Origin of the sequence: Actinomadura scrupuli, from assembly GCF_050971785.1 — a bacterium.
Taxonomy (GTDB): domain Bacteria; phylum Actinomycetota; class Actinomycetes; order Streptosporangiales; family Streptosporangiaceae; genus Actinomadura_E; species Actinomadura_E scrupuli.
Genome location: NZ_JBPCCU010000009.1, coordinates 254734 through 270865, shown reverse-complemented (window position 1 = coordinate 270865; position 16132 = coordinate 254734). Strand labels below are relative to the sequence as shown.

Genomic DNA, 16132 nt, shown 5'->3' with positions numbered 1-16132 from the left:
GCCCACCTCGGACGGTGGCTGCGATCAGGCAGGCGCGGAGGTGCCGGCGGGAGGCGTGGCCTTGAGGCCGGTGCAGCCGCGGAGCGCCTCCCACCGCGCCCGCGCGGGCTGCTCGTCCGGGGTGCCGGTGAGGGGCTGGGGCCGTCCGTCCTGGATGAGCGCGGGCGTCCAGTGCGACTTCGTCACCTGGCCAGCGCTGAAGGTGAGGGTCAGCACGCCGCTCTGCGCGGTCTGCCCGGAGGAGTTGTAGAAGACGAAGTTGCCCAGTCCGTAGTGCACGTAGGCGCTCTTGAGGTAGCCGCCGCCGAGCAGTACGTGCGCGTGACTGCCGATGATGGCGTCGGCTCCGGCGTCGGCGAGTTGCCCGGCGAGCTGCGTCTGGGTCCCGGTCGGGCAGCCGCTCAGCTCGCGTCCCCAGTGCAGGTCGACGATGACGACGTCGGCGGTACGGCGGGCGGCCTGCACCGCCCGGACCAGTCTCGGCACGTCCTTGGCCGAGGCGAGCCCGGCCTTGGCGTCGGTGGAGGTCCACGCCGCGATGAGGTTGTCGTCCAGCACCTGGGTCGCACCGATGATCGCGACCTTGTTGCCCTTGACGGTCGTCATCAACGGGCGGAACGCCTCCGCGGCGTTGGCGCCGATGCCGACGACCGGGAAACCGGCCTTGCCGGCCGCCGCCAGGGAGTCGCGCAGCCCGGTCTCCCCGTAGTCCATGCCGTGGTTGTTGGCCATGGTGGCCACGTCCACCCCGGCCGCCTTGAGCGCGGTGAACGCGGTGGGCGGAGCGCGGAAGGTGAACTGCTTGGCCGCCGGGGTGCCGCCGGTGGTGACGGCGGTCTCCAGGTTCACCATCGCGAGATCGGCGGAGCTGAGCGTGGCCTTGATCGGCCCGAACACCGACGCGGGATCGGCGTCGAGCCGGGTCCGGATCTGGCCCTCGAAGTGGACGTCGCCGCCGAACGCGATGGTGAAGGGCTGCTTCTTCGGCGTGGTGCCCTCGTCGACCACGTGCGCGAGCGGCCCGCACCCCGTGGTGGCCAGCACCAGCGCCGCCCCCGCTCCCATGGCGAGCCGCCACCGGCCTCCGCGCACCGTTACCTCCACATTGCTCCTGATTTGCAGTCGATGCTTGGATGCGCCGGAGGGCGTGAGAGTTCAGGACGGGCGTCACCCGTCGCGCGTCGCAGCCGGATGTGCGCGGGATGTGACGGGAAGCCTTGTTGTCGGGGGGAATACCGGGCAGGATCTCGGCGGGAACACCCCATTACGGACCAAAGCGTTGAGGCCATCGAGTTAAGGGCTATAGAGGGGATACGCCGTGTACTTCAGGGGCGAGGCCGGTTTGGACCTCGGGCGGATACGGGCGGAGACGCCGGGCTGCAAGGACGTCGTCCATCTCAACAACGCCGGTGCCGCGCTGCCGCCGCAGCCCGTTCTGGAGACGGTGCTCCGCCATCTCGAGCTGGAGGCCCGGGTCGGTGGTTACGAGGCCGCCGACGCCGCCGCGGACCGGCTCGCGAAGTCGTACGACCTGCTCGCGCAGCTGATCGGTGCCCGGCCGGACGAGATCGCCTACGTCGAGAACGCCACCCGTGCCTGGGACATGGCGTTCTACTCCATCCCGTTCGCCAAGGGCGACCGCATCCTCACCACGACCAGCGAGTACGCCAGTAACGCACTCGGCTTCGTGCAGGTGGCGGCCCAGCACGGAGCGGTCGTCGAGGTCGTACCGGACGACGAGCACGGCCAGATGTCGCTGGAGGCGCTGGCCTCGCTGCTCGACCAGGGCGGGGTACGGCTCGTGGCGATCAACCACATCCCCACCCACGACGGGCTCATCAACCCGGTCGCCGAGATCGGCAAGCTCACCAAGGCCGCCGGTGCCCTCTACCTGGTCGACGCCTGCCAGTCCATCGGTCAGCTCGCCCTCGACGTGAACACGATCGGCTGTGACATGCTCTCCGCCACCGGCCGCAAGTTCCTGCGCGGCCCCCGTGGCACCGGCTTCCTCTACGTGCGCCGTGACGTGCTGGAGCTGCTCGACCCGCCCTTCGTCGATCTGCGGGCGGCCGACTGGACGGGCCCCACCTCGTACGAGCTGCGGCCCGACGCCCGGCGGTTCGAGACCTGGGAGCGGTTCGTGGCCGGGCAGCTCGGCCAGGCCGCCGCGGCCGCGTACGCGCTGGAGATCGGCATGGACGCGATCGAGGAGCGGGCGCTGCTGCTGGGCGACGGCCTGCGCGGCGCCCTGCGGGAACTGCCCGGCGTGACGGTGCACGACCGGGGCCTGCGCAAGAGCGGCATCGTCACCTTCAGCCATGAGCGGCTGGAGGCCGAGGAGATCGTGGAACGGCTGGCGGAGCAGCGGATCAACGTCCGGGTGGCCGAGCAGACCTTCCGCTACGACGAGGGAGTCCGGCCGCGGCACCGGGTACGGGCCTCGGTGCACTACTACAACACCCAGGACGAAATCGACGAGACACTCCGCGCCCTTACCGAGATCTTCCCCTAAACTCCCCTGAATCCCGCCGAAGCAGGGCGGGACCTTCACGTGATAGATCTCCTCGTCCTGAGACCCGCGTCATAGATGAACAGGTGAGTTCCGGTGGACTTCGACACGCTTCAGGTGCAGCAGCGCCTCCTGGTCCGGCAGCGCGTCCGGATGATGGTCAACCAGTACGAAGTGCACACCGAAGGGCCGGGCGGCTCCGAGGGTGAGATGGTCGCCTTCGCCCAGCAGAAGCGGATGGCCTTCAAGGAGCAGGTGACGCTCTACACCGACGCGAGCAAGAAGTTCGTCTTCGGCGGTTTCAAGGCCCGCCGGCGCATCGACCTGTCCGCGACGTACGACGTGACCGACCACAACGGCGCGCCGATCGGCAACTTCCGCAAGGACTTCAAGCGCTCGCTGCTCAGCTCCACCTGGCACCTGGAGCAGCCGAACCTCGGGGTCACCACCGGAACCGAGCGCAACCAGGGCGTCGCCATTCTGCGCAGAGTATGGGGTTTCATCCCCTATGTGGAAATGCTGCCGTTCGCCTGGCCGTACCACTTCGACTTCTCCGCCGGAGACCAGGTGGTCTTCTCGGTGGAGAAGAAGTTCGGCCTCCGGGACCGGTACGTGATCGAGATCAAGGACCCGCGGCTGGACCGTCGCCTGGTCATCGCGCAGGCCGTGGCACTGGACGCGTTGCAGAGCCGCTGATCGGCCGCTCACCGGAATGGGTCCGCTGCTGTAATTCGCCGGTATTCCTCAGCCCCAAGTGCGAAAATCGCCATTCGGGGAGATGGTCACAAGGCGGTCAATCCGCCGGGGTGGGGACGGGGGAACCGTGATGAGCAGCAGTGATCGGCCGGCTCGGCCCTGCAGCGGCACCGCCGCCAGAGTGCCGTACGTCGCGCTGCCGCCGACCGCGATCGACGCCGAGCCGGACGGCCCGACCCGGCTGATCGTCGCCTGGCACGGCTTCGAGCCGCCGCGCTCGGAGGGCTCGTTCGCGGCAGCCGTCCCGATGAGCGGCGTACCGGCCTGGCGGGTCTTTCTGGGGCTGCCCATGTTCGGCAACCGGCTGCCGCCGGGGGGCATCGCGGAGGTACGCGCCCGCGCCCAGCGCGACTACCTGCTGGAGCTGTACGGCCCGGTGGTCCAGCAGGCCGCGGCCGAGCTGCCCGCCGCGGTGGCGGAAATCCGCGACGACCTGGGGCTGGCCGACACCCCGATCGGGCTCGTCGGCTTCTCGGCGGGGGGCGGTGCGGCGTTGCTCGCCCTCGCGGAGGGGAACATCGAGGTGGCCGCGGCCGCGCTCATCGCGCCGATCGCGGTGCCCGCCCTGGTGCTGGCCGCGATGGAACGGCGCAGCGGCGGCACCTACACCTGGACACCCGAGTCACGGGCCGTCGCCGACCGGCTGGACTTCACGAGCCGGGCCGCGGAGGTCGTCGCCCGGGACCCGGCGCTGATGCTCGTCGCCGGCGCCGGCGACGAGCTGGTCGCCGAGTCCGAGCTGGCCGTCCTACGCGACCGGCTGACGGCCGGCGGAGGCACCGTCGAGGCGCTGACGTTCAGCATGGGTCATGCCCTGGCCGCCGAACCCGGGCTGGCCGCCGAACCACCGATCGCCGAGGCCGTCAGCGTCGATGCCGCGCTCACCGGCTGGTTCCGGGAGCGGTTCGGGGTGAAGGCGCGGGAGACGCCGCCGACGGTCCCGTTCAGCCAGGTTCCGGCGCAGATCCCAGCACAGGCCCCGGCTCAGGCCCCATCGCAGATTCCGGCGCACGACTCCCGGCCCAGGCTGCCGGTCGGGAGCTGGGCCCCGGCCGCTCCCACGCTGACTTCGCGCTGACTTCGCGCTGACGGAGCTAGAGCCAGCCCTGCGCGTCGGCGGACCGTACGGCCTCGATCCGATTGCGGGCCCCGACCTTCTGGATCGCCGCGGACAGGTAGTTGCGGACCGTGCCCTCGGACAGGTGCAGCCGCCCGGCGATGTCGGCGATGGTGGAGCCGTCCGCCGAGGCCGCGAGCACGTCGCGCTCCCGGGGTGACAACGGGTTCGGCCCGGCGCTCAGCGCGGCGGCGGCCAGCGCCGGGTCGATCACGCGTTCGCCCGCGCGCACCCGGCGGATCGCGGCGGCCAGCTCCTGCGCCGGGCTGTCCTTGACCAGGAACGCCGACGCCCCGGCCTCCATCGCCTGCCGGAGGAAGCCCGGCCGGCCGAACGTCGTCAGCATCATGACCTTGCACTCGGGAAGCACGCGGCGGAGCTCCCCGGCGGCGGTGATCCCGTTCTTGCCCGGCATCTCGATGTCGAGCAGGGCCACGTCCGGCCGGGTCGCCAGCGCGACGGCGATGGCCTCCTCGCCGTTCGCCGCCTGCGCCACGACCTCGATGTCCTCCTCCAGGCCGAGCAGTGACGCCAGGGCACCGCGCACCATGGCCTGGTCCTCCGCGAGCATCACCCGGATCACGCTTGGAGACCCTACCGACGACGGCCCCTGGACGGTCACCGGGTGGTCTCGCCGGCCGGCGCCGTACGATCCCGAGGCTCGGGAGCGGGCGCAGGCTCGGGAGCGGGAGCGGGAGCGGGAACAGGAGCGGGAGCGGGGGCAGGCGCAGTGGCGGGGGCAGGGGCGGAAAGGGGGACGTGCACGGTCAGCCGGAACCCACCCGACGGCAGCGGACCCGCTTCGACCGAGCCGCCCGCCGCCTTGATGCGTTCGCGCAGGCCCAGAAGCCCGTTGCCGCCGATCCCGCCATCGGGCGGGTGGGGCTCCGCTCCCGTGCCGTCGTCGTCGACGCGCAGCATCGCCGTCGGGCCTTCCCGGGAGACCTCGATCTCGCAGCGGGAGGCGCGGGCGTGCCGGACCACGTTGGTGACGCCCTCGCGGACGGCCCAGCCGAACAGGCCGTCGACCGTGTCCGGCAGCGGGGATCCGCCGGCCGGGGCGCCGGGGAGCCGTACGATCACGTCCACGCCGGCGGCCTGCAGCACGGCGCGGGCGCTGTCGAGCTCGTCGGTGAGGTCGCGCTGACGGTATCCGGACACCGCCTCGCGGACGTCGGCGAGGGCCTGGCGGGCCACCGACTCGATGTCCTTGATCTCCTGGGTGGTCTTCGCCGGGTCGCGTTCCGCGATGCGGCCGGCCAGCTCGCTCTTCAGCACGATGAGCGACAGGCTGTGGCCCAGCAGGTCGTGCAGGTCGCGGGCGATGCGCAGCCGTTCCTCGTTGGCGGCCAGCCGGGCCACCTCGCCGCGCGCCTCCTGGAGCTGCAGGACGAGCATCCGGGAGTGCCGGAAGGCGATCATCATCATGCCGATGGTGAAGCCGGTGATCGTGAGGGTGAGGACGCCGCCGCCGTGCACTCCCAGCAGCCAGGCCTGCCCGCCGGCCACCGCACTGGCGCCGACGACCGCCGGGAACGCCCACGCGGCGGGGAGCATGATGGCCGACACGACGGCCACGTAGATCGGCAACCCGGACCAGTCCGAACCGAAGGCGAAGGGCAGACCGACGGCCAGCGCGGCGAACACCGCGAACACGGCCCAGCCGCGCCCGTCCAGCGGCTCCGCCCAGCTGTCCCGCACCAGTCCCGCGGTGATGTAGACGGCGACGAACAGCACCAGCGCGAGCGTGCCGAGGATGAGCCTGGCCCCTGAGTAACCGGCGACCTGCTTGACCAGCTCGATCAGGTAGAGCAGCCCGATGGAGAGTCCCAGCGCACGCCGCCGGCGGGGCGAGCTCCTGCCCGTCCCGTCGGCGGTGAATCCGAAGATGCCGTTCACGACGCCGTCACCGTAGCGCGGCGGTAGGCCACGGCCGCCAGCCCACCCAGGAGTACCGTCCAGGCGACCAGGATCAGCGCGGCCGTGCCGGACGGGGCGTGCCCGCCGACGATGCCCCAGCCCAGCTCCGCGAACCGGTTGGACGGGGTCCAGCGGGAGATCGAGCGGAGGGCGGACGGCAGCTGCGCGGCCGGAATCCACAGTCCGCCGATCATCGACAGGCCGAGGTAGACGGCCACCGAGGCCGGATGCGCCGCGTCGCCCTTGACGGCCGAGCCGATCAGGGTGCCGAGCGCGGCGAACGGCAGGGTACCGACCCACAGGACCGCGGCCAGGCCCGCCCACTGGGCGGCGGACAGGTGCACGTGCTGGGTGAGCGCCGCGGTGAGCCCCACCAGGGCGATCGGCGGCAGCGCCAGCGTCATCGAGGCGACCGTCTTGGCGCCGATCACCGCCCAGCCCGGCAGCGGGGTCACCTGGAGCTGTCGGAGCCAGCCGCTGCCCAGCTCCGCGGCGAGCCGGGCCCCGGTGGTGGTGACCGCGGCGCCGATCGCACCGTAGGAGGCCATCGAGACCATGAGGTAGGTCCGTGCGGTCAGGCCGGTCGTGGGCTCGCTGCCCGTGGAGACGTTCGCCCACAGCAGGTACATGGCCACCGGGAAGGCCATGGTGAAGAAGACGAAGCGCCGATCGCGGAAGGTGCGCTTGATCTCCAGGCTCAGATAACGCAGCAGCATGTTCTGGTCGCTTTCTACGAGTGACCGGACGTGTCCGGCGTGGCTACGAGTACGGGCCGGGCTTCGGGGCCGGGAGGCCAGAGCCGGGGGATTCACGGCGGGGATACAGGCGGGGAATTCAGGGCCGGGGTGCGGAGGTGAGGTCGAGGAAGGCGTCCTCGAGGCCGGCGCCCTTGACCTCCAGGTCGCGGATCACCAGGCCGGTGCCGTACAGCGCCTGGACCGTGGCGTCGGCGTCCAGCGTCCGCAGGACGGCGGTGGCGCCGTGGATCTCGACGCCGGTGACGCCGGTCAGCCGGTTAAGCCCCGAGGAGGACTGCGCGCCGAGGGCGAACCGGACGGTGCGCCCGCCGGTCATGCCCTTGATCTCGGTGGCGGTACCGTCGGCGACGACCCGGCCGCCCGCGATCACGATGATCCGGTCGGCGTTCTCGTCGGCCTCCTCCAGGTAGTGCGTGGCGAACAGGATCGTGCGGCCACCGGCGGCGTAGGCCCGCATGCTCGCCCAGAAGGCCCGGCGGGACTCGACGTCCATCGCGGCGGTGGGCTCGTCCAGGACGAGGAGCCGGGGAGCTCCGGCGATGGCGAGGGCGAAGCGGACCCGCTGGGACTGACCGCCCGAGAGCCGGTCGGCCCGGCGGCCGGCCAGGTCCGTCAGGTCGGCGATGCGCAGGACCTCGCCGAGCGGCATCGGGTCCGGGTAGAGCCTGCGAACGAAGTCGACGACCTCGGACACGGTCAGCCCGGCGACCAGCGCGCCGTCCTGCAGCATCGCGCCGACCAGACCGCCCGCGACCGCCTGGTCGGGGCCGCCGCCGAACACCTCGACGGTGCCGGAGTCCGGGCGGGTCAGGCCCAGCAGCATGGACAGGGAGGTGCTCTTGCCCGCGCCGTTGGGGCCGAGGAGGGCGACGGTCTGGCCGGCGCCGATGGTGAGCTGGAGTTCGTCGACCGCTCGTACGGCGCCGTAGCTCTTGGAGACCTGGGTGAAGGTGATCGCGTCCATGCCCTCAACGCTAGGAATTCCCGGCTCGGCCGGTTAGTGCGTGCTGTCGTGAGCCGGCCATGACGGATGTCATGGTCGATCTGCCGCACCGGTCATCAGCCCTGCGTACGGCCCCCTACGCCGACTCGTAGAGCGACTGGTACGGCGACCGCGGAGACAAGCGACCACCCGGTCACAAGGATGTGACCATATGGTCACAGTACGAGGTGACCGGCGTACGGGTATGGCTCCGGTCGGCTTTACGTGCTACCAAGAGATGTAAAGCCGGTTGGTGGTGCCAACCCGCCCCCACGGCGACCGCCGGTCCAAGGGAGGATCCCCCGTGAGCTCGTACGACCGTTATGCGACCCCGGTCTCGCAGGACACCTGGAACGTGCCGATGTCGGGCGACGCCCGGTTCACCTGGGAGTACGACGGCGGCCGCGATCGACTGCTGTCGCTGTACCAGAAGGGCAAGGACAAGCAGTGGGACGCCCAGTCGCGCATCGACTGGGACGTCGAGGTGGACCCGGTGAACGTCGCCGGTCTGCCCGAGGAGTTCAACCCGCTGTTCGGCTCCGACATCTGGAACAGGCTGAGCCAGCGGGAGCGGGACGAGTTCGGCCGCCACCAGGGCTCCTGGCTGTTCAGCCAGTTCCTGCACGGCGAGCAGGGCGCACTCAACGTCTCGGCCCGGATCGTCCAGTCGGTGCCCGACCTGGACTCGAAGTTCTACGCCGCCACCCAGACGATGGATGAGGCCCGGCACGTCGAGCTGTACGCGAAGTTCGTGGACGAGAAGATCGGGCTGTACTACCCGGTCAACCAGGACCTCGCCAAGCTGCTCGCGGAGTCGCTCTCCGACAGCCGGTGGGACCTGCCGTACCTCGGCATGCAGGTGCTCATCGAGGGCCTGGCCCTGGCGGCGTTCGGGCTCTACCGGGACATGGCCACCAACCCGCTGGTCAAGCAGCTCCTGGCCTATGTCATGCAGGACGAGGCCCGGCATGTGGCCTTCGGCCGGCTGGCGCTCAAGGACTACTACGCCGAGCTCACCGAGAAGGAGCGGGCCGAGCGCGAGGAGTTCGTCGTCGAGGGCTGTTACCTCATGCGCGACCGGTTCAAGGGCCGGGAGATCTTCGAACAGCTGAACATGCCGGTCAAGGAGTGCATGGAGTACGTCGACAGGTCCGCCATGTTCACGCTCTACCAGTCGTTGCTGTTCAGCCGCATCGTGCCGTGCGTGCGCGACATCGGGCTGTGGGGCGACAAGGTGCAGGCCGCCTACGCGGACATGGGCGTCATCGACAACGCCAAGGCCGATCTGTCCGCCCTCATGCGGCAGGACGAGGAGATCGCCGAGCGCTACGACGAGGAGAAGGCCGCGCGGGAGCTGACCGTCCGCCAGACCGAGGTGGACCAGGCCATCGCGCTCGGCGCCGAATAGGGCTTCGCTTCCGCGACCCCGCAGGGTCACCGGTCCCGGCCACATATCCCGGCGACGGGTTCCCGGCAACGCCACCCGGCGTCGCCGGGACCTTCGCGTTCGGCCCGCGCGCGTCGTACTGCCCGGCACCGCAAGAGGGGTGATGGCGGCGGGGAATGGGTAGAGCGCCTGTGTCCGTACGCACCTGTCCTGCGCACCGGTCCTGCGTAATGGTCCCGGGCATTGGTCCCGGGCATTGGTCCGGTTCATCGGCCGATCCAGGTGGGCGGGATCGGACCTCCGGCGGGCGGCACACGGCCGGGTCGTCCGAAGCTCATACCGCGGATCCCGCGGGCTCCTCGGTGTCGCTCCGGGTGCTGCCGGGACGCCCCACGGCCGGTCCGATGCCGCACCCGGTTCCCGGCCCTGGCCAGCACGGTGTTTCCGTGGACGTCGAAACCGATCAGGAGAGCGACGGCGCGTCCGTCGGCGGATCCCACGGCAGTGATAACGGCCGTGATGACGGTGCTCCGCCGATTTCTCGCCCCCATCACCCCGGCCACGGAAATCACCATGTCCCGCGACCGAATACTCGCCACCACGGCAACCTCCCATTTACAGGACATAGTTCCGTAGTGGCGATATTGACGGGATTGGTGGCAGTGCTGACGGGTGGAATCCTGCTGTGGTCGGCGTCGGTGCGGCGAAGGCGTCGTGCCCGTCGGATTTAGACCCAGCAGCAAACCATTCGAGTCGCTCTTTTCTGGGAGCTTCGCCTCATTCTGCAATTCACCACATGCGATGCCCCGGTGTACTACCGTCCGAGTTCGGTCGAGCGCTGATGGTACGGATCGACGCACACGTCGGTGGCCGGCCGGGATCAGGACAAGAACTGGATCCGGGGGGATCAAAGGGTGAATCGCTCTACCAGAATCGTGCTGAAAACCATGGTCTGTACGCCCGTAGCGGTGTTGTCCGTCCTGGCGGGCGCGGCCGCCCAGGCGAGCCAGCACCCCGCCCGGCACGTCGAGCGGCACGCCGGTCAGGCGGCGGGCCGGCCCGCCGCCGGGGGTGACGGCGTCCGGCGGCCGGCCGTCATGCCCTGTGGCCTGGCCGGGCGCCCGGGGTCGGTGCTCGGTGGGCGGGCCAAGGCTTTGCGGGGCCGGCTGGACGGTCATCTCGCCACGCTGCTCCGCGGAGGCCCGGCGGGGAGCCTGCCCGCCGGAGGGCTCGACCAGGTGACCGACGACGCCATGTGCAGGCTGCCGATGGACCCGGCGGCGGTGCCGCATGAGCCGTTCCGTGCGGCGGGCACCATGAAGGACGCGCTGCCCGGGGGGCTCGGGGACACCGAACTGCCGGCGCCGGTCTCCGGTGCCCCGCTCCAGACCGGCCGGGTGGCGGGCCAGGTGGCCGGAGGGCCGGGCGTCGTGCCGGGTGGCCCGAGCGGGAGGTTCGGCGGGCTGCCCGGGCTGGGTGGCGTCGTGCCGGGCACCATGCTGTGCCGGCTGCCGATCAGGCCCGCGCTGGGCTGAGCCCCGGCAATCTCGGCCAGGGGTGCGCACGGCCTGAGGGCGGTGCGCACCCCGTACGCGTTTTCGCGTAGCGGATTTCAGTAAAAGTAGATCTTCCTTAATGTGCGCGAATCGTGATCGGCCGATTCCGGTGGGTCGATATGCGCGGTGAGAAACCCCACAAAGGCGCCTGTGGGTACGGGTTTGCTCGCAGGGCAACGTACGGTCAAGAACTTGTGCGCGGCCTTTACCCGGGCCGAACCGGACCCATGATCCGGGGCCCACCGCCGCGCCCACCGGACGGCCGGCCCCCCGCGGAAGAGCGGGCGCGGGTCCCAGGGCCGCCGGGACTCCCTGTCCCCCATCAAAGGATTCTCTGTGGGTAGCTCTCCCAAGCACGGCTCCAGGACCGGCAACCCCCGGCTGCGCGGCATCGTGATGGCCTCCACGCTGGCCCTCGCCGTCATCACCACCACCGCTTGGGCCCTGGTCTCGACCGGTGGCCCGAAGGCCCGCTCCACCGCGGCCGGGGCCGAACTCACGGGCCGTACTCCCGGCCGGGCCGCTCGCGACGGCTTGCGCACTCCGCTCGCCGACCCCTCGGCCGCCACCGGGGCCGCCTCGATGGCGCCGGAGCCGGTGCGGAAGCGGGTCAGGCCGGTACGCAAGGCGGCACCGAGGGCGCGGTTCCGGGTCCTGAGCTCCGGGGTCTGCCAGGCCTCCTACTACGGCGGCTCGCAGGCGACCGCCAGCGGTGAGCCCTTCGACTCGCACGCGCTCACCGCGGCGCACAAGACCCTGCCGATGGATTCCCGGGTCCGGGTGACCAACGAGGGCACCGGCCGGTCCGTGATCGTGCGCATCAACGACAGAGGCCCTTACGTGGGCGGGCGGTGCCTCGACCTGTCCACCGCGGCGATGAAGGCCGTCGGCGGTGTCGGCTCCGGCGTGATCACCGCGAAGTACCAGGTCCTCGCCAGGGCCTGAGCCCACGAGACCTGATGCTCACGAGACCTGATGCTCATGAGGACCGGGCGGCGTGGTAGACGGCCGCCATGTCCTCCTCCCCGTGGCCGAGGTGCACCGTCTTGACCATCTGTTCGCGTACGGCCTCGGCCACGAGGAGGGAGAGCCCCGCCTCGCGGGCGGCCTCGGTGACCAGGGTGGCGTCCTTCGCCGCGGTCTCGGCCTTGAAACTGGGCGCGAAGTCACCGGAGAGGATCAGCTCCGCCTTGGCGTGGGCGTAGCCGACGTCCAGCGGACCGCCGGAGATCGCGTCCAGGAACATTCGGGGATCGAGCCCGAAGGCCTCGGCCAGCGCCACCACCTCGCCGAGCGAGGCGGTCAGCGCGAGTACCCAGTCGTTGAGCACGAGCTTGAGCCGGGAGGCCTCGGTGGTCTCGCCGACCCAGATCGTACGGCTTCCGACCGCGTCGAGGACCGGCAGGACCTCATCGCGGGCGGCGACCGGGCCTGCGGCGACCACCGTCAGCTCACCCTTCTCCGCCGGTAGCCGGGTACCGAGCACCGGTGCGTCGAAGTACGGGACGTCATGCCGGCGGGCCAGCTCCGCCAGGGCGTCCGCGGCGGCGGGCCCGACCGTGCTCGACTGCACCCAGACGGCGTTCTCCTCCATGGCGGGCAGCACGCCGGCCATCACCTCTTCGACGACGCGGCCGTCGTACAGCATGGTCAACACGATCTCGGCGCCCGCCGCGGCCTCACCGGGCTCGTCGCACACCACGGCGCCGTCCGCCACGAGCGGCTCGGCCTTCGGCCGCGTACGGTCCCAGGCCCGCACGGACATCCCGGCGCGGAGCAGATTGCGGGCCATGGCGGCGCCCATGATCCCGGTACCGAGTACGGCGACGGTCGGTTCGGCCATGTCTAGTCTCCCTCAGGTCTTACAACCAGGTTCTTGCAAGCACGTGCTTGCAAGCAGGTTCTTACAGGCTGGTGCTTACAGCCTGGTTCTTACGGTCAGGTACTTACAGCGTGGTTCTCGGGCAGTTGTCATCGAGCAGCGGGTTCGTCATGGGTCGTCCCCATTGTCCGGGGCCTGGTCTACCCCACAGGACGATGGAACAACTTGGCGGGGTCCCACGTCTTATGTAAGCGGGTGTGCCCACGGGGGCGCACACCCCCTCGGCTCCAGGGAGGACGACGTGGACAAGACCCGGCGCACCGCGGCGGCAGGCCAGGCCTGGCAGATCTACAGCGAGACGCGCGCCCCCGGAGCCCCCGGGCTGCGCGAGCGGTTCACGTCCATCCCGCGCATGCTCAAGGCCGTCATGCGCGGTCACTACAAGGGCTTCGGCGCCGGCAAGGTCGGTCTGCTGGTCTTCGGGCTGATCTACATCCTGTCGCCCATCGACGCGGTCCCGGAGTTCCTCCCCTTCATCGGGGTGGCCGACGACCTGGGCGTCGCGATGTGGCTCCTGGCCACGCTGGTCGGGGCGACCGGGGAGTTCGTGCAGTGGGAGCGGTCCCGGCCCCCCGTGGTCAAGGCCGACGTGCTCCGCGAGCCCGTCTGACCCGCAGCCCGTCTGACCTCGCAGCCCGTCTGACCCGGAGATCCGGTGACCCGGGGACCGGTCCGGGTCAGAGCGGCAGGTCCCGGGTGAAGCGGTCCGCGGCACGGTGCATGAGGGGCACGATCCGCCGTACGACCTGTGGCGTCATCCGCCCGGACGGTCCGGACACCGAGAGCGCCGCGGGCGTCGGTGAGCCCGTCAGGGGTACGGCCACGCAGCGCACGCCGAGCTCCTGTTCCTCGTCGTCGAGCGCGTACCCCTGATCCCGGATCTTCACCAGCTCGGCCAGCAGCGCGTCGGGGTCGGTGAACGTCCGCGGGGTGTGGGCGGGCATGCCGGTCCGGGCCACGATTGACCGGACGGTCTCGACCGGCAACTGGGCGAGCAGGGCCTTGCCCACCCCCGTGCAGTGCGGCTGCACCCGCCGGCCGACCTCGGTGAACATCCGCATCGAGTGCTTGGACGGCACCTGCGCGACGTACACCACCTCGTCGCCCTCCAGCACGGCCATGTTGGCGGTCTCGCCGACCTCGTCGACCAGCCCGGCCAGCACCGGCCGCGCCCAGGTGCCCAGCAGCCGGCTGGCACTGTCGCCCAGCCGGATCAGCCGCGGCCCCAGGGCATAGCGCTTGGAGGGCTCCTGGCGCACATAGCCGCGGTTCACCAGGGTGCGCATCAACCGGTAGATCGTCGGCATCGGCAGGCCCGACACCTCGGTCAGCTCGGAGAGCGCCATCTCACCGCCCGCGTCGGCCAGGTGCTCCAGCAGCTCGAAGGCGCGTTCCAGCGAACGTACGGCCTCGGCCACTGCGGACATCCCCCTCGGTCGGCCATCTCTGATCTTGATTCTTCTGATCTTGATTCTACGGAGTGCGGTTTTCGTGCTGCGAAAGCACCCGCGATTTGACCGGTGGGCGTTACTGAGCGCGACCAAAGGGAAATACTCACCGGGCCGGACGCCGGGCCACCGGTCCCGCCTCTCCCCCCAGGCACCGGCTGAGCGACGTGACCGAGCGACGACGAGTGTCGAAGGGATGGAGACGGTGGGGATGGGGGCTATCCGGCGGCCGATGGCAGGAGCGGCTATCGGCGCGGTGACGGTGGGCCTGGCCGGCGGTGCGCTCGCGAGCGGTGCCTCTGCCGCCGCGACGATCCGGCTGCAGACGTCGATCACGCCGGTGCTCCAGTCGGCCGCCGAGGGCACCCGCTTCGCGGCCTACACCGTCAACGTGAAGTCGGCCGGCGGGACCGCGCGGCGCACCCGGCTGACGGTCACCACAGGGCTGCCCGCCCAGTGGTCCATCTTCCCCACGTACTGCCGGCTTCCGCAGGACCAGACCGCCCAGGGCCAGGTCACGCCGGGTCAGGCCGTCCGGCTGACCTGCACTCTTGGCGAGGTGACCGGTTCGGCGAAGGTGACGATGACGTTGCAGGTCCCGGCCGGGGTCCGGATCCCGAGCGGGCTCGGGATCCAGGCCGTCGCCAAGGCCGCGAACGCGGTCCGGCCGAGCACGGCGAGCGCGGTCGTCTCGCTCCGGCCGCTGGCCATCTCCGCGTCGGCCCCCGAGGGTGCGACGCCCTCGGTGGCCGGGCCGGGGCCCGCCGCAGGCCCGGCGGTGACGCCGGGCGGGGCCGCCGCCGCACCGCAACGGACACCGGCCGATTCCCCGGTGCTGTCCCACTCGCAGGCAAGACCGCCCAGGTCACGCGAGGCGCCGATGTCCGCGCCGCTCTCCGCGCCCGGCCCGCTCGGGCCGGGCGGGCGGGGCGGGCCCGTCCAACGGCCGCTGATGCCGCCGCTGGTGCCGTCGAAGTCCGCGGGTCCGGGCGAGCCCGCCCTGGCGGCCGAGCCGTGGCTGCCCACCATGAACCCGAGGGCACCGGTGCACGCGCCGGCGATCCCGGCAGCGCCGATCGCGCCGCCGCCCGCCACTCCCGCCCTGGCGCTCCCGCAGGTCCCCGACCTCGCACAAGGGGGTGGCACGCAGGGGAGTGGCACGCAGGGGGATGGCACGCAAGGGAGCGGTGCGCAGGAGAGCGGGCAGGTGAGTGGCGGGCAGACGATCGACGGGCAGGGAAGCGGCGGGCAAGAAGGCGGCGGCCAGGTGGGGGCCGCGCAGGAGCCGGATGACACCGCACCGATGTCACTGGCCACCGGACCGCAACTGCCGGACGGGCGGTGGTCGTGGACGAGAGCACTCGCCGTGGTGGTGGTCGCCGAAGCCGCGGTGCTGTGGCTCGCGGCCAGCCTCGGGCTCTGGCGGCGCCGGCTGCTGCTGGGCCAGGCGGTCGGCAACGGCGTCCGCAACGCCCGGCTGCTGCGGCCTGCCGCCACGCTGGTGCGCCGGGCGCCTCGGCTACGCTCGCGGATGGCCGCCCGCGCCGCCCTGATGGGCAGGCGGATACGCTCACGCGGTGAGTGAACTGTTGTCACAGCAGTGACAACAGCTTCTGCCGGAAATGTGGGAGTTGAGCGCAGCCCTCTTTTGCTACGTTCCGGTAGGTTTCCACTGAAAGATCACCGACGTTGAAAGATCACCGCCGTGTAGCCCGGTCGGCGTAGCACGCCGTCCGGGTTTTGGTCGTGCCCCACAGCTGTGCTCGAATGTCGCCGACGTCCCCGCCCCCTCGGGCGTCGGTGGCCTTTTCCCCCTG

The 16132-nt window shown here is 71.1% G+C and carries 15 protein-coding genes; 8 read left to right on the top strand and 7 right to left on the bottom strand.

The genetic code is table 11. The features are described from left to right. Positions 1–24 precede the first annotated feature (24 nt). A complete protein-coding gene (locus tag ACRYCC_RS33720; protein ID WP_433817863.1) occupies positions 25–1092 on the bottom strand; it encodes a CapA family protein in 1068 nt (355 codons plus the stop codon). A gap of 226 nt (positions 1093–1318) precedes the next feature. On the opposite strand from ACRYCC_RS33720, the gene ACRYCC_RS33715 reads away from it, so the two are divergent. The 3 genes from ACRYCC_RS33715 (at position 1319) to ACRYCC_RS33705 (ending at position 4343) form a co-directional block, all read left to right on the top strand. Continuing rightward, positions 1319–2512, top strand: coding sequence for an aminotransferase class V-fold PLP-dependent enzyme (locus ACRYCC_RS33715; RefSeq protein WP_433817862.1), 1194 nt, complete (start codon positions 1319–1321; stop codon positions 2510–2512). Between the two features lie 93 nt (positions 2513–2605). After that, positions 2606–3205 (top strand): LURP-one-related family protein, encoded by a 600-nt coding sequence (locus ACRYCC_RS33710; RefSeq protein ID WP_433817861.1) that lies wholly within the window; start codon positions 2606–2608, stop codon positions 3203–3205. Positions 3206–3335: 130 nt separating this feature from the next. Continuing rightward, entirely contained in the window at positions 3336–4343 is a 1008-nt protein-coding gene (locus tag ACRYCC_RS33705; protein WP_433817860.1) for a hypothetical protein, read from the top strand. A gap of 16 nt (positions 4344–4359) precedes the next feature. Here the strand turns inward: ACRYCC_RS33705 and ACRYCC_RS33700 are convergent, their stop codons facing one another. The 4 genes from ACRYCC_RS33700 to ACRYCC_RS33685 form a co-directional block, all read right to left on the bottom strand. Further along, positions 4360–4965 carry a response regulator transcription factor gene (locus ACRYCC_RS33700; protein ID WP_433817859.1) on the bottom strand — a complete coding sequence of 202 codons (606 nt, stop codon included), beginning with the start codon at positions 4963–4965 and terminating at the stop codon, positions 4360–4362. 35 nt (positions 4966–5000) lie between these two features. Then, a complete protein-coding gene (locus tag ACRYCC_RS33695) occupies positions 5001–6281 on the bottom strand; it encodes a sensor histidine kinase (protein WP_433817858.1) in 1281 nt (426 codons plus the stop codon). After that, positions 6278–7018, bottom strand: coding sequence for an ABC transporter permease (locus ACRYCC_RS33690; RefSeq protein ID WP_433817857.1), 741 nt, complete (start codon positions 7016–7018; stop codon positions 6278–6280). The genes ACRYCC_RS33695 and ACRYCC_RS33690 overlap by 4 nt, the downstream gene beginning before the upstream one ends. Before the next feature lie 118 nt (positions 7019–7136). Next, entirely contained in the window at positions 7137–8024 is an 888-nt protein-coding gene (locus ACRYCC_RS33685; RefSeq protein WP_433817855.1) for an ABC transporter ATP-binding protein, read from the bottom strand. A 322-nt stretch (positions 8025–8346) separates the two neighbouring features. Here ACRYCC_RS33685 and ACRYCC_RS33680 point away from each other — a divergent pair, with 322 nt between their 5' ends. The 3 genes from ACRYCC_RS33680 (at position 8347) to ACRYCC_RS33670 (ending at position 11930) form a co-directional block, all read left to right on the top strand. Beyond that, complete coding sequence (locus tag ACRYCC_RS33680) at positions 8347–9450, top strand: ferritin-like domain-containing protein (RefSeq protein WP_433817854.1); 1104 nt, start codon at positions 8347–8349, stop codon at positions 9448–9450. Positions 9451–10397: 947 nt separating this feature from the next. Further along, positions 10398–10964, top strand: coding sequence for a hypothetical protein (locus tag ACRYCC_RS33675; protein ID WP_433817852.1), 567 nt, complete (start codon positions 10398–10400; stop codon positions 10962–10964). Between the two features lie 357 nt (positions 10965–11321). Then, positions 11322–11930, top strand: a complete 609-nt coding sequence (locus ACRYCC_RS33670) for a septal ring lytic transglycosylase RlpA family protein (RefSeq protein ID WP_433817850.1) — start codon at positions 11322–11324, stop codon at positions 11928–11930. A gap of 34 nt (positions 11931–11964) precedes the next feature. Here the strand turns inward: ACRYCC_RS33670 and ACRYCC_RS33665 are convergent, their stop codons facing one another. Then, positions 11965–12828 (bottom strand): NAD(P)-dependent oxidoreductase, encoded by an 864-nt coding sequence (locus ACRYCC_RS33665; RefSeq protein WP_433817849.1) that lies wholly within the window; start codon positions 12826–12828, stop codon positions 11965–11967. A 280-nt stretch (positions 12829–13108) separates the two neighbouring features. Here ACRYCC_RS33665 and ACRYCC_RS33660 point away from each other — a divergent pair, with 280 nt between their 5' ends. Continuing rightward, on the top strand, positions 13109–13477 hold the full coding sequence (locus tag ACRYCC_RS33660) for a YkvA family protein (protein ID WP_433817847.1): 369 nt from the start codon (positions 13109–13111) through the stop codon (positions 13475–13477). 67 nt (positions 13478–13544) lie between these two features. Here the strand turns inward: ACRYCC_RS33660 and ACRYCC_RS33655 are convergent, their stop codons facing one another. Then, on the bottom strand, positions 13545–14294 hold the full coding sequence (locus tag ACRYCC_RS33655; RefSeq protein WP_433817846.1) for an IclR family transcriptional regulator: 750 nt from the start codon (positions 14292–14294) through the stop codon (positions 13545–13547). Positions 14295–14547: 253 nt separating this feature from the next. Here ACRYCC_RS33655 and ACRYCC_RS33650 point away from each other — a divergent pair, with 253 nt between their 5' ends. Beyond that, positions 14548–15900, top strand: a complete 1353-nt coding sequence (locus ACRYCC_RS33650; RefSeq protein WP_433817844.1) for a hypothetical protein — start codon at positions 14548–14550, stop codon at positions 15898–15900. The last annotated feature ends 232 nt before the right edge of the window (positions 15901–16132 follow it).

Coding starts and splice junctions, on each gene's coding strand:
- ACRYCC_RS33705 (WP_433817860.1), top strand. CDS start 3,336: ATGAGCAGCAGTGATCGGCCGGCTCGGCCCTGCAGCGGCACCGCCGCC.
- ACRYCC_RS33690 (WP_433817857.1), bottom strand. CDS start 7,018: ATGCTGCTGCGTTATCTGAGCCTGGAGATCAAGCGCACCTTCCGCGAT.
- ACRYCC_RS33685 (WP_433817855.1), bottom strand. CDS start 8,024: ATGGACGCGATCACCTTCACCCAGGTCTCCAAGAGCTACGGCGCCGTA.
- ACRYCC_RS33665 (WP_433817849.1), bottom strand. CDS start 12,828: ATGGCCGAACCGACCGTCGCCGTACTCGGTACCGGGATCATGGGCGCC.
- ACRYCC_RS33655 (WP_433817846.1), bottom strand. CDS start 14,294: ATGTCCGCAGTGGCCGAGGCCGTACGTTCGCTGGAACGCGCCTTCGAG.
- ACRYCC_RS33650 (WP_433817844.1), top strand. CDS start 14,548: ATGGCAGGAGCGGCTATCGGCGCGGTGACGGTGGGCCTGGCCGGCGGT.